This is a genomic window from Kitasatospora sp. MY 5-36 (assembly GCF_001182915.1).
GTDB lineage: Bacteria > Actinomycetota > Actinomycetes > Streptomycetales > Streptomycetaceae > Kitasatospora.
Genome location: NZ_LFVW01000090.1, coordinates 1 through 14,619 on the forward strand (window position 1 = coordinate 1; position 14,619 = coordinate 14,619).

Annotated in this window: 10 protein-coding genes; 7 read left to right on the plus strand and 3 right to left on the minus strand. The window is 72.8% G+C overall.

Annotated elements, in window-relative coordinates; all coding sequences use genetic code 11:
• Positions 1 to 469: 469 nt before the first annotated feature.
• Both dprA and AE652_RS07450 read right to left on the minus strand, forming a co-directional pair.
• Positions 470 to 1,666 carry a DNA-processing protein DprA gene (dprA, locus tag AE652_RS07445; RefSeq protein WP_082345423.1) on the minus strand — a complete coding sequence of 399 codons (1,197 nt, stop codon included), beginning with the start codon at positions 1,664 to 1,666 and terminating at the stop codon, positions 470 to 472.
• Positions 1,663 to 3,222 carry a YifB family Mg chelatase-like AAA ATPase gene (locus tag AE652_RS07450; RefSeq protein WP_082345426.1) on the minus strand — a complete coding sequence of 520 codons (1,560 nt, stop codon included), beginning with the start codon at positions 3,220 to 3,222 and terminating at the stop codon, positions 1,663 to 1,665. The genes dprA and AE652_RS07450 overlap by 4 nt, the downstream gene beginning before the upstream one ends.
• A 63-nt stretch (positions 3,223 to 3,285) precedes the next feature.
• Between AE652_RS07450 and AE652_RS07455 the strand changes: the two genes are divergently transcribed.
• The 4 genes from AE652_RS07455 to AE652_RS07470 all read left to right on the plus strand — a co-directional run bounded on the left by AE652_RS07455 (position 3,286) and on the right by AE652_RS07470 (position 9,168).
• The gene (locus tag AE652_RS07455; protein ID WP_234348274.1) at positions 3,286 to 4,836 is read left to right on the plus strand and encodes an integrase; all 1,551 of its coding nucleotides are present in this window, start codon (positions 3,286 to 3,288) and stop codon (positions 4,834 to 4,836) included.
• Complete coding sequence (locus tag AE652_RS07460) at positions 4,833 to 6,584, plus strand: hypothetical protein (RefSeq protein WP_049650384.1); 1,752 nt, start codon at positions 4,833 to 4,835, stop codon at positions 6,582 to 6,584. The genes AE652_RS07455 and AE652_RS07460 overlap by 4 nt, the downstream gene beginning before the upstream one ends.
• Positions 6,585 to 6,661: 77 nt before the next feature.
• The gene (locus tag AE652_RS07465; protein ID WP_234348275.1) at positions 6,662 to 8,737 is read left to right on the plus strand and encodes an integrase; all 2,076 of its coding nucleotides are present in this window, start codon (positions 6,662 to 6,664) and stop codon (positions 8,735 to 8,737) included.
• Positions 8,734 to 9,168: a hypothetical protein gene (locus tag AE652_RS07470; RefSeq protein ID WP_049650386.1), complete on the plus strand. Its 435-nt coding sequence runs from the start codon at positions 8,734 to 8,736 to the stop codon at positions 9,166 to 9,168. The genes AE652_RS07465 and AE652_RS07470 overlap by 4 nt, the downstream gene beginning before the upstream one ends.
• Positions 9,169 to 9,248: 80 nt before the next feature.
• Here the strand turns inward: AE652_RS07470 and AE652_RS07475 are convergent, their stop codons facing one another.
• Positions 9,249 to 10,640 (minus strand): sporulation protein, encoded by a 1,392-nt coding sequence (locus AE652_RS07475; RefSeq protein WP_107086388.1) that lies wholly within the window; start codon positions 10,638 to 10,640, stop codon positions 9,249 to 9,251.
• 334 nt (positions 10,641 to 10,974) lie between these two features.
• Here AE652_RS07475 and AE652_RS07480 point away from each other — a divergent pair, with 334 nt between their 5' ends.
• From AE652_RS07480 to AE652_RS07490, 3 genes are all read left to right on the plus strand, one after another.
• Complete coding sequence (locus tag AE652_RS07480) at positions 10,975 to 12,678, plus strand: asparagine synthetase B (protein ID WP_049650387.1); 1,704 nt, start codon at positions 10,975 to 10,977, stop codon at positions 12,676 to 12,678.
• A gap of 28 nt (positions 12,679 to 12,706) precedes the next feature.
• On the plus strand, positions 12,707 to 13,150 hold the full coding sequence (locus tag AE652_RS07485) for an NUDIX domain-containing protein (protein WP_049650388.1): 444 nt from the start codon (positions 12,707 to 12,709) through the stop codon (positions 13,148 to 13,150).
• Between the two features lie 71 nt (positions 13,151 to 13,221).
• On the plus strand, positions 13,222 to 14,541 hold the full coding sequence (locus tag AE652_RS07490; protein ID WP_049650389.1) for a UDP-glucose/GDP-mannose dehydrogenase family protein: 1,320 nt from the start codon (positions 13,222 to 13,224) through the stop codon (positions 14,539 to 14,541).
• Positions 14,542 to 14,619: the final 78 nt, after the last annotated feature.

Below are 14,619 nucleotides of genomic sequence, written 5' to 3' on the forward strand. Positions count from 1 at the left end.
CCGGCGGGCGCCCCGACAGGCGCGCCGTCGAGGTCGGCCGCGCCGGCGCCCGGGGTCGGCTCGGCACCCCGGGCCGCATCCGTAGGCTGGGGCACCACCGTCGGCCGCCCGCCCTGGCGGGACAGGCCTCCCATCGTCCCCGCCGACTTGGACGGGTAGTCGGACGCGGGGCGCCGCTCGGTCCGCGGCCCTCCCGAGGACCGAGCGCCACCGGTCACTCTGTGTCCGGGAATGTGTGTGGGCATGCGTTGGTCTGCGCCGTTCTGCCGAGTCATGTGCTGATAGGGAAGGCATGTGGAGCGTAGCGTGACCAACTCACTGCAAAGCGCTACCGCCACTCGGTCGTCCCCCGATCCGGTGGCGTTCGCACACCGGATCCGGGCGACGGACAGCAGAACCGGATCGGCAGGTCAGCCGGGCGGATCCGACATGCGTTCCCTCTACCCAAACGTGTTCCCGGTCCCAGCGCTCACCTCCTCCGCACCACGCGCCAGTGCGCGCCGTGCCGCTCCACGTAGCCGAGCGACCCCAGCTCATAGAGCCGTTGCAGGACTTCGTCCGGCGGGAGGCCGGACTGCCGGGCCAGCCGCTCGACCGGCGCGCCCTCCGCCGTCGCCGGTACGGCCTCCAGCACCCGGGCCACCGCCGGCTCCAGCAGGTCACGCGGGAGCACCGGGCCGCTGCGCTGCGGCGCGAGGTCCTCCCCGATCGCCCCGATCAGCTCGGTGATCTCGGCCGCGTCGGTGACCAGGGTGGCACCGCCGCTGCGGATCAGGGCGTGCACCCCGGCGGAGAGTTCCGAGGTCACCGGGCCCGCGACGCCCATGGTGTGGCGGTTGAGGTCCCGCGCCCGTCGAGCCGTGCTCAGGGCACCGCTGCGCACCGCCGCCTCGACCACCACCGTCCCCCGGGTGAGCGCCGCGATGACCCGGTTGCGGAGGACGAAGCGGAAGCGGTTCGGGTGCTCCCCGGGCGGGAGTTCGCTGACCAGCAGGCCCTGGACGCCGATCCGCCGGATCAGTTCGGCGTTGCCCTTGGGATAGGCCACGTCGACGCCGCAGGCGAGTACGGCGGCGGTCGTCCCACCGACCGCGAGCGCCCCGCGGTGCGCGGCCGCGTCGATCCCGTAGGCGGCTCCGGAGACGACCACCCAGCCGCGCTCGGCCAGTTGGGCGGACAGCTCCCCCGCGACGTGGGCGCCGTAGGCCGTACAGGCGCGGGAGCCCACCATCGCGACCGAGCGGAGCGCGAGCAGCCGCAGCGAGCCGGTGCCTGTCACCCAGAGCCCGATCGGGCGTCCGTCACCCAGGTCGTCGAGTTGGCTGGGCCATTCCGTGTCCCCCGGAATGATGAACCGCCCACCGACGTCCCGTACCCGTTTCAGGTCCATCCGCGGGTCCAGCCCCGGGAGCCGCGCCTGGTACCCGGACAGTCGGGTGGCGTCCAGTCCCGGGTGGTCTGGCACCGTCCCGTCCCGGATCGCCTTCACCACGTCGACGGCGGGAAGTTGAGCGAGCCATCGACCGACCACCGCGTCCCCCGGCTCGCTGAGTCGGCCGAGCAGCACCCGGGCGAGGCGTTCCGGCTCGGTCTCGGGGGTGGCCCCGGGGCCGGGCCCGGCATCGGAACCACCGGGAATTCGAGGTTGCCTCAGCAACTGGTTCATGCCTCACCCTTCTGGTTTCGCGAACGCTCGTCAGGCGTCTCGGGCTCCCCGGACAAGTCGCCGTCCGGGCTGGCGCGCTGGGCCGGGATCCCACCGAGCCGCCCGAAGACCCGCTCGGTCAGCGGCAGTCCGTGCTCCACCCCGGTGCGCAGGACCAGGGCGGTGCGCACGTCCCGTTGGTCCGGCCGGTCGCGGCCGGCGAGGTCGGCCACCGTCCAGGCGACCCGGAGCACCCGGTCCAGGCCCCGGGCGGTCAGCAGCCCCCGCTCCAACTGCCGTGCGGCGTCGTTGAGTGCGCCGGCCGTGAGCTGCCAGCGGGTGCGCAGCTCGTGGCCCGGGACCTCCGCGTTGGTCCGCCACGGGGTGTTCGCCAGCCGGGCCGCCGCCCGCTCCCGCGCGGCCAGCACCCGGGCCGCGACGGTCTCGGTGGTCTCCGCCGTGGTGTCCCGTTCCATGAGCTCGACCCTGGTCACCGGGGCCACCTGGACCTGGAGGTCGACCCGGTCCAGCAGCGGCCCGGAGAGCCGCCCCTGGTAGCGGCTGACCATGGCGGGGGTGCACTCACAGCCCTCGCCCCGCCGCGAGTACCGGCCGCACGGACAGGGGTTGGCCGCCAGGCAGAGCAGGAAGCGGGCCGGGAGCCGCAGTGATCCGGCCGAGCGGGCGATCACCACCTCGCCCGACTCCAGCGGCTGGCGCAGCGCGTCGAGCACCCGGACCGGGAACTCCGGTGCCTCGTCCAGGAAGAGCACGCCCCGGTGGGCCAGCGAGACCGCTCCCGGTCTCGGCATACCGCTGCCGCCGCCGACGATGGCCGGCATCGTCGTGGAGTGGTGCGGGGCGCAGTAGGGCGCGGTGTCGATCAGTGGGCGCCCGGCCGGGAGCAGCCCCGCCACCGAGTGGACGGCGGTGACCTCCAGCGCCTCCTTCTGGGTCAGCGGCGGGAGCAGCGCGGGCAACCGCTCCGCCAGCATCGTCTTGCCCGCGCCCGGCGGGCCCTTCAGGTAGAGGTGGTGTCCTCCGGCCGCGGCGATCTCCAGCGCCCGTCGGGCCTCGTACTGGCCGGCCACGTCGGCCATGTCCAGCCGGGCCCCCCTGTCGTCGGGCAGGCCCCGCACGCCGGCGCTGGGCAGCATCAGGCCGGCCATCAGCGGATCGGGCCTGCCCCCGATCGGATCGGGCGGCTCCTCCGGTGCCGCCGCGCCGGTCAGGATGGCGACGAGCTGGCGCAGGCTGCGGACGCCGATCACCGTCACCCCGGGGACGAGCGAGGCCTCGGGTGCGGTCTGCTCGGCGACCACGACCCGCTGGTACCCGGCGTCGGCGGCGGCCAGCACCGACGGCAGCACCCCTCTGACCGGCCGCACCCGGCCGTCCAGCCCCAGCTCGCCGATGATCAGCAGGTCGGCGATCGCGGAGGGGTCGAGCCGTTCGGCGGCGGCCAGCACGGCGCAGGCCACCGCGAGGTCGAAGCCGCTGCCGCTCTTGGGCACCGAGGCGGGGCTGAGGCCGACCGTCAGCTTCCGCTGTGGCCAGGCCTCGCCGCTGTTGATCATTTCCCTATTGAATGAGCGTGTTGAAGCCGTACAAGAGGGGTGCTCGCAGTGACGAGTTGGCGTGTGTTCTGGGTGCCGCCGAACAGGTTGAGGGGCGGTCTACGGTCGTCGCTGCTGGAGGGGTGGGAGGACCTGGCGGCACGGGAGACGGCGGCCGGGGTGCGGGAGGGCGATCCGATCTTCCTCTCGCCGGATTTCCGCGTGGACCCGCTTTTGGGCCTTTACGGGCAGTCGCCGAAGTTCCGTGGATATGAGCTGGAGACGAAGAGGAATTACACGACGGATATCGCATTGTTTTTGACGTACCAGTGGGGTCGCGGGAAGTCGTGGGTGGAGACGATCCCACGCGACCTGGAGGACTACGAGGACTGGCGGCGGTTCGCTCCGGAGAACCCGTCTCGTGTCGGCGGGTCGAAGTGGGACCGGGAGCTGGCCGCGCTCCTGGGCCTGTTCAAGTGGGCTGTGAGGTCGAGGTGGGTGACCACCAACCCGGTGACGATGCGGCAGGTGGTGACGGCCCGCGGCGAGGTGGTGGAGGCTCCCGAGGCGAAGGCGAAGGACGCCCGGTCGTCGAACGTGCACTGGCTGACCCCGCGGACGTGGCGGCTGTGGGTGGATGTGGGCCTGCGCGGTCACGGCCGGGACGGGGTTCCGGAGCCGGGCTGGGTGGGCCGGCTGGAAGACCGCAATGTGGCTTTCACCAGGCTTCTCGTCTCGTCGGGGGTGCGGCGCCAGGAGGGCGCTTCGCTGCTGACGTTCGAGATCCCCAAGTTGCCTCTGTCCGGCGGCCGTTACTGCCACGGCAAGCTGGCCGCGCAGGTGACGCGGTCGAAGACGGCACGGACGTTCTACGCCTCGGTCGGGGCGGTCGGCGACGTCGAGACGTACATGGAGTCCTCGCGGGCCTTGGCGATCAGCAAGGCCCAGGCGGCCGGTCGCTACGAGCGGCTGCCCCAGATGCGGCTGGTTACCGAGGTCGGCGGCGGGCTGAAGCCCAAGGTCCGCTGGTGCGATCGGGACGGTGTCACGGGCGAGCGTGAGCTGAACAAGCTGACGTGGCAGGAGCGAACGTTGCTGTTCATCGAGGGGCCGGGCGGTCCGGAGCCGTTGTGGCTGTGGCTGAACGAGCAGGGCCTGCCGTTTCTGCCGCACTCGTGGGAGGGCGTCTTCAGGGCGGCGAACGAGCGATGCAAGGAGGTGCTGACACCGCCGGAGCATCAGCGGATGGACCCGCACCGGGTCTACGCGCCCTATGCGACCGTGCACTCCGCTCGGCACTCGTTCGCGTTGTTCGTGCTGGTGGTGCTGAACGCGGTCATGGACCGCCGCTTTGGGCTCACACCGGACGAGAGGCGTGATTTCCGTCTGCTTTACGGCGATCCGTGGTTCATGGTCCAAGGCCTACTCGGGCACGCAAACCGGGAGACAACGGTCAAGCACTACCTTGCGCCGGTCAGGAACCTGCAGTTGGAGTCGATGCTGGCGTCCTCTGAGGAGCCGGTGGACGCGATGCTGCCGGACCTGGACGGGGTGTTCGCGCGGGTGGCCCGGGACGCCGAGGGCATCCAGGACATCGACGCCCGGATGACGCTGCCCGCAGCGAGGGCTGCGTGAGCCGCCGCGGGCGCAAGGCCGTGCTGCCTGCGGCCGGCCATTCCCGGCCCGAGCGGCTTCAGCCCGATGGCCTGCTGGTTCGGCACTTCAACATGGCGGGCCGGGTCAGGGAGTACGACTTCGCGACGCTGCCGGTCGCGGAACCGCTCCAGCGGGACCTGGCGGTGCTGTTCGCCGCGCGGTGCGATCCGAACCGGTGGAGCGTCCATCGCTCGTCCCGTTCGGTCTGGTTCTGGTTGGAGGTGTTCGGGAAGTTCCTCGCCGCCCTGGAGAGCCCGCCGCAGCGGGTGGAGGAGTTCACCGCCGCGCTGATCGACCGGTTCTGGCTGGTCATGGCGTCGACCGGCACGAACCGGGCCGGGTTCAGGCTGGTGTGCTCGCTGCTGCTGGACGACCAGCGGCTGCAGGGCGGACCGGTGAGCGACGCGCTGGCCCGCCGGATTCCGGCGCACAAGAGCACGCGGCAGTCCTACAGCACGTCGGAGTTCGAGGAGATCAAGCTGGTGGCCCGGCGGATGTTCCGGTCGGCCCTGCTGCGGATCGAGGAGAACGCCCGCCACCTGGAGCGTTTCCGCGCCGGGGAGTTCGCGCCGGACAGCACGCCCTGGGTGGTCGGCGAGGCCTTGGAGCTGATCGCCCGTGACGGCGACCTGCCGCGCATCCCGGGGCCGAGCGGTCAGCCCTACGTCGCCAAGAAGTACCGCAAGGCGCTCGGCGGGCAGGCGACCGAGGCGACGTGGCAGCGGCTGTTCCTGTCGCGGCCGGAGGCGGCCGCGCTGGGTGTGCTGCTGCTGGCGGAGTACGGGTGGAACCTGTCGGTGATCGACCGGGCGGAGGTTCCGCGGGCCGCCCCGGACCCGGGTGGGGACGACGGGAAGGTGACCTACCGCATCCCGGTGGAGAAGCGCCGGCGCGGGGGCGGCGAGTGGTATGAGACGGAGAACGTCACCGACCACGGGGCCGGCACGCCGGGGCGGCTGATCACGGAGGCGCTGGCGGCCACCCGCTTCGCGCGGGCGGCGGTGGAGCGGCTGGCGCCGGGCACCGACCTGCTGGTGGTCTCCCGCACCGGCCGGGTGGGCAGGGAGCTTGGGGACAAGGACCGGCATCCGCCCGTCGGCCCGTTCTACTTCGGCCTCGGCCACGACGACGTGAAGTGGTGGACAGGGAAAGTGGGGTTGAAGGGCTCGCCGTTCCAGCGGGGGCGGCGGACGGTCCGCGCGGTCGAGCGCCGCGAACCGGCCCAGCACTCCCAGGAGACCCACGACCGCGTCTACGTCCTGCCGGACAAGAACGTGCAGGCGGCGGCCGTCCCGGTGATCGCCGACGGCGCCGAGGAGGCCGTGGCGGTGGCCCGCAAGGCGGTCCTGGTCGCCGAGCTGCGAGAGGCGCCGGACCCGAACGACGCCGAGACCGCGACCGCCGACTGCTCGGACGCCGACGCGAGTCCGTGGCCCGCGCCGACCGGGGGCTGCGGGGCCTCGTTCCTGCTGTGTCTGGCCTGCACCAATGCCCATGTCCACCCCGGCCACCATCCCCGCCTGGCCTTGCTGCACCAGAGCCTGGAGGGCCTGCGGTCGGCACTGCCGTCGTCGGCCTGGCGGCGCGACTGGGGAGATCACCACGACCGCCTGGAGGAGCTGAAGCGGCGGGTCGGACCGGGCGGGTGGGCCCACGCCCTGGAACGGATCACCGGCGATGACCGCACCCTCATCGACCACCTGCTGGCTGGAGAGCTCAACCCGTGACCACCGCCGTTGAACCGGACCGCTACCGAACCCCGCTGCCCGGCCCCCGCACGCCTGTCATCCCCGAGCACCGCGTCGTGGCTCTGCACGCTCACCTGAACACCTACTACAGCGCGGCGAAGTGGCCGCTGGCCCCGCTGGTCGACAATCCCGCCACCTCACTGCGGGTGATCACTTGGTCCAAGTGCCCGCCCGCGGTGCGCGAGGAGATGCGGCTGCTGGTCTGGACGACGCTGAACGGCGAACTACGGCCGACGTTCGTGAAGGAACGCCGATCGCGCCGATCGCGGCTCGGCCCGGACACCACCTGGCAGGCGGTGCAGGAGTGGTTCCGCATGGCCCACTGGCTGGACAAACGCGGCATCCACAGCCTGGCCCAGGCAGACGGGGCCGTCCTGCACGAGTACGGCGAGCATGTGCGCGACTCCGGCGTCGGCCGGAGCCGGGTGATCAAGCTGCTGGGCTTCGTCACGCGGATGTGGGCGTTCGACCAGCTCAGCGCGCGTCCGGCGGGCATCGCCCGGCCGCCGTGGGACGAGAGGGGCATCGACGACTACCTGCCCTCTGAGAAGGGCGGCGGCGGGGAGAACTCGCGCGAGCCGCTGGCGACGGCGACGATGGGGCCGCTGCTGATCTGGGCGATGCGGATGGTCGACGACTTCGCCGACGACATCCTGGCCGCCTGGGAGGAGACGAGGCGGCTGGCCGAGGCCGCCCGCACGACCGCTGCCAGCCCCGCCGGGAAGGCGGCTCTGGCCGCCTACCTCACGCCGATCGTCGAGGCCGGGGCGCCGGTGCCGGCCGTCTGGCACCGCGGCGAACTGCGCTTCGCCCGCTCCTACGTCGGCGGTCTGACCGGCGCCTCCGCGCGGCAGGTCGACACGGCGATCAAGCGTTACGGCCTGACGGAGGCGGCGGGGCTGCGGCCCGGGCCGTGTCCGCTCGACGTCCCGGTCACCGGCCGGATCGCCGGCGTCCCCTGGCGGGCGGCGATCGACTTCACCGAGGCTTCCGCGTTGATGCGGCATCTTGGCACGGCATCTTTCATAGTCTGTGCGTATTTGACCGGTATGCGTCCCGAGGAGGTGCTGGGGATGCGGTCCGGCTGCTGCCCGGACCCGCTGCCGGACGAGAACGGCGAGACGGGGCGGCATCTGATCCGCAGCGTCCACTACAAGACGGCAACCGACGACGAGGGGAACTACCTGGCCGGCGGCACCGAGCGCGACGTCCCGTGGGTGGCGATCACCCCGGTGGTCAACGCGATCCGCGTCCTGGAACGCATGGTCCCCGCCGGTCACCTGCTGTTCGACCACGACGCCCACGACGCTCTCTACGGGGCCCGCCCGAGCACCCGCGGCGCCCTGCGGGCCCAGTCGATGCGCCAGCGCATCGAGGACTTCGCCGCCTGGGCGAACACCGAGGCCGAGGCCCAGGGGCTGCCCGGCGAGGTGATCCCGCCCGACCCGCACGGCAACATCGGCACCGCGCGCTTCCGCCGCACCCTGGCCTGGCACATCGCCCGCCGTCCCGGCGGGCTGGTCGCCCTCGCCATTCAGTACGGCCATATCCGCACCACGCTGAACACCGAGGTCTCCGGCGGCTACGGCACCCGCAGCCGCGGCGGCATCCACGACGTGCTCGCCCTGGAGACCGCGCTGGCCACCGCCGAGACAGCAGCCGACCTGCACGAGCAGTTCGAGACCGGCTCCGGGATCTCCGGCCCGTCCGCCCGCCGGGCCGTGGTGGAGGCTGCCACCGGCCGCCGGTTCGAGGGCCGCGAGATCAAGACCGACTTCGCCCGCAAGTACGCTGCCGCCCGCCGCTACCTCGCCCGGGACGGCGCCGTCCTCTACGACAACCCGCACGCGCTCCTGCTCTGTCTCTACAAGGAGGACCGGGCCCTGTGTCAGCGGGAGGGCGTCGGCCTCGACGCTCCGACGCTGGACCGGTGCGTCCCCGGCTGCGGGAACACCGTCCGCACCGACGACCACGCGGCCGCGCTGCGGGAGCGGGCCGACCGCATCGACAAGCGGGCCGCACACACACCCCAGCCGATCGGTGACCGACTGCGCGCGAACGCCGACAAGCTCCGCGCCTACGCCGACGAGCACGACCGGACCCGCTTCACCCGTCAGGAGATCCCCGCATGAGCCCCGCCCTCGACGAACGCGACCGCATCCGCGCGGCGATGGACCGCATCCTGGCCGGGAACCCGGAGCACTCCACCGGGGCCTTGACCGTCGTCGCGCTGGCCCAGGAGGCCCAGGTCCCCCGCAACGCGCTCACCCAGCGGCACCCGGATTTGCGCAACGAGTTCTACGACCGGGTCCGCGAGCGCGGGCAGCTGCCCGACGGCGAGAAGCGACTGCGCAAGCAGATCGTCAAGCTCAAGGAACTGCGGGCCGCCGACGCCGAGGAGCTCGCCCAGCTCCGCACGGACGTCCAGGGCCTGGTCCGCACCGTCAACCAGCTGACCTTGGAGAACCAGCAGCTGCGGGGCGAGCTCACCGCTCCGCGCGGCCGGCTTCGGGTTCTGCCGGGGCAGCCGCAGCCCCCGGCCCCGCGCACGCCTACCGGCTGAGCGCGTCAGCTCAGGTCGTACGCGACTGAGCACGTTGGCCCGTCCTTCCCCCCTCGAGGAGGGGGGAAGGATGGGGCGGTTCACGCCGCCATGCTCAGTTCGGTGCGGGTGCGCTGGAGAAGCTCGCGGACGGCCGGCTCGCGCCGCCAGGGCGCGAGGGCGGTGTTGAACTCGCGAACGTAGTCCAGGGCCCGGGAGGACTTGACGCGGGCGAGGATGTCGACAGCCTGGTTGCCGAGCTCCAAGCCCTGGTCGAGGTCCTTGGCCTGGAGGTGGGCCGTTCCCACGATGGCCAGGCGCATGCCGACGGAGCGGGTGAACACCCCCGGCTGCATGGCGGCGGCCTGCGCGTTCCAGGCCAGGGCGGCCTTGGGGTTCTTCAGGTCGCGGAAGACCTCGGCGGCGTCGGCGGAGAGCCGGGCGTGGTGATAGAAGTCGATCCAGGCGGGTTCCCCGGCGCCGTCGCGGGCCTGGTCGAGCAGGCTCTCGGAGGCCGCCAGCGCGGCCGAGGCGGCCTTGGCATTGTTGTCACGGGCATGGGCCCGGGCCTCGATGAGCTTGGTGAAGGCCAGCACCCGCGGGGCCGCCTCGCCCTTGGCCCGCTGGAAGGCGCCCTGGGTCATGTCGATGGCCTCGCTGGCGAAGCCCCGCAGCAGGGTCTGCATCGCCATCGTGGTGAGCACATAGCAGCCGAGCTCGACGTCGCCGCCGGCCCGCGCGAGGCGGAGGGCCTGGATGAAGTGCCGCTGGGCGGCGTCGTGCTGGCCGACGTCGAAGGCGGTCCAGCCGGCCAGGCGGGACAGCTCGGCGGTCACCGAGAACAGCTCGCGGCCCACGTCGTCACTGAACGAGCCGTTCAGCAGCGGCACCGCCCTCTCCTGCAGACAGGCCGTCACCGAGTTCGCCTTCCAGTTCCCGCCGCCATACTTCGAGTCCCACCGCCGGGCGTCGTCGGCGGCCTCCCGCAGCTCGGCGAGATCAGCCGCACCGACCCGGCCACGGCCCCGGTGGGCGGAGTCATCGTCAGCGGGGGTGACCAGCCAGCGGGTCACCGGGGTGGCGAACGCGGAGACGGCGAAGCCCGTTCCGGTGAGGAAGTCGCGGCGGTTCACACTGCTCCAGAACGAAGTGGCGACGCGGACTGCGTCGGCGGGGTCTCGCGGGAAATCCAACCCCACCGCGGTGTCCGGTGTCTCCGCATCCGCCATACCGATCTCCGCCAACTGCACGGGCCGGCCGAGCCGTTCGCCGATCGCCTGGGCCAGCAGCTTGGGCACCGGCCAGTCGGGGACCATGCCCCGGCGGCACCAGTTCGCGACCGAGGTATGCGTATATGTGGTGGTCAGCCCGGCTTCGTGGGCGAGCTGGTTCACCCGCAGGGCCAGCGATTTGTGGCTGGCCCCGTCACACTTTTCGATCATCCGGGCCAGCGCGTCGTTCGGCGGCTTGGCCCGGCGGGTGGTCGACGCCACAGCGTCCCCCTCAATCGGTCCCGCGCGGCTCTGCGCGGAAGTCGTACGCGACTGGGCACGAGAAGTCGTACACCCGGCACCGAGGCCGGATCACCGAGGGTATTGCCTTCGCCGCTCGCGGTGAACCGCTTTCGCGAGTTGTGAGCCCCCCTGCGAGCCCTGCCCCGGCCCGGCCGGACGCGGTTGTCTGATGCCCCGGGCCTCCGCCGGACCGGACCACAGACCTTCCGGCGGGGGCCTTCACCGATTCACGCTCGGGGGTGACAACCAGATGTGCGGAATCGCAGGACTGGCCGGCGCTGACGCCGCCCGCCACCAGACGACAGTCGCCGCGATGGGCCTCGCTCAGAGGCACCGCGGCCCCGACGGCACCCGGCATCTCACCTCGGCCGACGGCCGGGCGGTGCTGTCCATGAACACCCTGCTGATCGTCGACACCACCGCCCAGCCCGGCCCCTACGAAGACCCGGCCAGCGGCGTCGTCCTCACGTTCAACGGCGAGATCTACAACTACCGGCAGGTCGCGGCGGCCTGGGGCATCCCGCTGGAGCCCGGCGAGAGCGACGCCCACCTGGTGCTGCGGGCCTGGGCCAAGCTCGGCCCCGGCTGCCTGGCCGCCCTGGACGGCATGTTCGCGCTGGCCGCCTACGACCCGCGCGAGGGCCGGCTGTTCCTGGCGCGGGACCGGCTCGGCGAGAAGCCGCTCTACTGGCGCCTGGACGGCGGCCGCCTCGCGTTCGCCTCCGAGGTCACCACCCTGACCGGCTACGGCACCGCCCCGCTGGTCGTCCGCCCGGAGATGCTGAGCATCGAGACGCCGACCGGCGTCGACACCCCGTTCCAGGGCATCCAGCTCCTCGCGCCGGCCACCCTGCTGGCCTTCGACGTCGCCTCCGGCTCCCTCGCTCAGCAGACCTGGTGGGCGCTGGAGGGCCTGGAGCCCTGGCAGGGCGACTACCGCACCGCGCTGGCCCGGTTCTCGACCCTGCTGGCCGACCGGGTCCCGCTGCGGGCCCCCGGCTCCGACTTCGCGCTCCTGCTCTCGGGCGGGCTCGACTCGTCGGTGCTGGCCTACCTGATGCGGCCGCAGGTCTGCGTCACGGTCCGCTACCCCGGCCAGGACCGCCTGGACGAGTCCGCGACGGCGGCCGTCGTCGCCCGCGACATCGGCGCCGAGCTGGTGGTGATCGAGCCGACCGCCCAGGACTTCGCCCGCGCGCTGCCGGAGATCATGCACGCGCTGGACTACCCGATGGGCAACGCGTCCACGTTCTCCGAGCACATGGCCTACCGGGCGGTCGCCGAGCGGGGCATCCGGGTCGTGGTCGGCGGGCTGGGGCCGGACGAGTTCCTGATGGGCTACGTCCGCCACGCGCTCGTCCTGTTCGGTCCGCAGGCGGTGCTGGACGCCGGGATGGAGGCCTACCGGCCGCTGGCCTCCAAGCTCCTGCACCCGGCCGGTGAGCCGCTGGAGCCGGCCGAGGCGATCGTCCGGCTCATCCTGCGCGGAGCGGACCCGGACGGGCGCCTTCGCGAGGTCGTCGCGGACGCCCTGGACCGGGCGGGCGGGGACCTGGCCCGCGGGCTGACGCTCGCGGACCTGGCCACGGCCTGGCGCCCGCTGGTCATGACCAGCGACAAGCTGGCCTCCGCGTTCGCGCTGGAGCGGCGCTCGCCATTCCTGGCCCGGGACTTGGTCGAGTTCTGCTACCGGCTGCCGGTCGAGCACAAGATCGGCGAGCCGACGGCCGGCAAGCGGATCCTGCGGGACGCCGCGAAGGCGCTCGGACTTCCGTCCGAGGTCTGGGGCAGCCGGGACAAGCTCGGGTTCGCCTCCCCGGTCCCGAGCTGGCTGACCGGCCCGCTGGAGCCCTGGGCGACCGCCCAGATCAGCGCCGCCCTCGACCAGGCTCCGCGCTCGCTGCGGCCGCTGCTGGCCGGCGGCCTGAAGCCCGGCGGGCGGTTCGACCGGACCCGGATGCAGTCGCTCATGGCTGCGGCCTGGTTCAACGACCAGCCGGTGGAGGCGGCGGCATGACGGGCCGTCGGCTCACTACGGTGAGGGGATGGACTCCCAGACTCTCCCCGACGAGCCGTCCGCCGCCGAACCGCGCGGAGCGGTCGCGATCATCACCAACCGGCGCGGCGAGCTCCTGCTGCACCTGCGCGACGACATCGCCGGCATCGCCTGGCCTGATCACTGGAGCCTGCTGGGCGGGGGCTGCGACCCCGGCGAGGACCCGGCCGCCGCGATCGTCCGCGAGCTCGATGAAGAGGCCGGTCTGGCCGTCGACGACCTGGCCGAGCTCTTCGAGACGAAGGACAGCGTCGGCTCCGGCCAGATCATCACGTTCTTCGCCGGCACCTGGGACGGCGACGAGCAGGCCCTGCCGCTCGCGGAGGGCGTCAAGCTCCAGTTCTTCGCCCCCGAGCACCTGCCCGTCCTGACCGTCCCGCCGTTCATCCGTCACGGCATCCACCGCTACCTGGCCGCCCGGCCCGGCGCCTGACAGCCCCGTCCTCGAGGGGGTCTGGGCGCCTGGTCCGGGCGGCACCCCGCCCCCCTTGGAAGGACACGTTCGTGAAGCTCACCGTGATCGGCTGCGGCTACCTCGGCGCGACCCACGCCGCCGCGATGGCCGAGCTCGGCCACCAGGTCCTCGGCATGGACACCGACGCCGACAAGGTCGACGCCCTGAACAAGGGCCAGGCCCCGTTCGTCGAGCGCGGCCTGGACGACCTGCTCGCCAAGCACACCGCCGCTGGCAACCTGCACTTCACCGCCTCCTACGCGGAGGCCGCCGCCTTCGCCGACATCCACTTCCTGGGCGTCGGCACCCCGCAGCAGGACGGCAGCGGCGCCTACGACCTCACCCACCTCCACACCGCTGTCCGCCGCCTGGCCCCCAGGCTCGGCGACGGCGCGGTGATCGTCGGCAAGTCGACCGTCCCGGTCGGCACCGTCGCTCAGCTGAGGCTGACCCTGGACGAGCACGCCCCGGCCGGGGTGAGCGTCGGCCTGGCCTGGTCGCCGGAGTTCCTGCGCGAGTCGTTCGCCGTCGAGGACACCCTGCGGCCGGACCGGATCGTGCTCGGGATCGAGGACGGCGACACCCGCAGCGAGGCCGTCTTCCGGGCCGTCTATGCCGACATCCTGGCCGCCGGGTCGCCGCTGATCGTCACCGACATGCCCACCGCCGAGCTGATCAAGGGCGCCGCGAACGCCTTCCTCGCCACCAAGATCTCCTTCATCAACGCGATGGCGGAGCTCTGCGAGCTGACCGGCGCCGACGTCCAGCAGCTCGCCCTCGCCCTCGGTTATGACCAGCGGATCGGCGCCAAGGGCATGCGGCCCGGCCTCGGGTTCGGCGGCGGCTGCCTGCCCAAGGACCTGGCCGGGTTCACCCACCGCGCCGAAGAGCTCGGCGCCGACCAGGCGGCCACCTTGCTCCGCCAGGTCGACGTGATCAACCAGCGCCGGCGCGAGCACACCGTCGAGCTCGCCCGCGAGGCGCTCGGCGGCACGGTGATCGGCAAGCGGATCGCCGTCTGGGGCGCCGCGTTCAAGCCGGGCACCGACGACATCCGCGACTCCCCGGCCCTGGCAGTCGCCGACGCCCTGCACCGGGCCGGGGCCGAGGTCACCGTCCACGACCCCGCGGCGATGGAGAACGCCCGCAGGGCCTACCCCGCGCTCGACTACGCCGACGACCTGGCCTCGGCCGTCACGGGCGCTGGCCTGCTGCTGCACCTGACCGACTGGTCCCAGTACTCCGACGCGGACCCCGCCGACCTCGTCCGGCACATCGCGGTCCCCAGGGTCATCGACGCGCGCGGCAGCCTCGACGCGGAGCGTTGGCGCGCGGCCGGCTGGACCTTCCGCGCCCTCGGCCGCCCCTGACCGCACCCGTCCCACGGGACAACCCGCTGACTCCCGTCCTGGCGCCGCACTCGCGGCGGCGGGACGGGTCCGGCACCA

What these genes read in the sequence shown, in the direction of transcription:
- dprA (WP_082345423.1), bottom strand. Translation starts at nt 1,666, where the DNA reads ATGAACCAGTTGCTGAGGCAACCTCGAATTCCCGGTGGTTCCGATGCC.
- AE652_RS07450 (WP_082345426.1), bottom strand. Translation starts at nt 3,222, where the DNA reads ATGATCAACAGCGGCGAGGCCTGGCCACAGCGGAAGCTGACGGTCGGC.
- AE652_RS07470 (WP_049650386.1), top strand. Translation starts at nt 8,734, where the DNA reads ATGAGCCCCGCCCTCGACGAACGCGACCGCATCCGCGCGGCGATGGAC.
- AE652_RS07480 (WP_049650387.1), top strand. Translation starts at nt 10,975, where the DNA reads ATGGGCCTCGCTCAGAGGCACCGCGGCCCCGACGGCACCCGGCATCTC.
- AE652_RS07485 (WP_049650388.1), top strand. Translation starts at nt 12,707, where the DNA reads ATGGACTCCCAGACTCTCCCCGACGAGCCGTCCGCCGCCGAACCGCGC.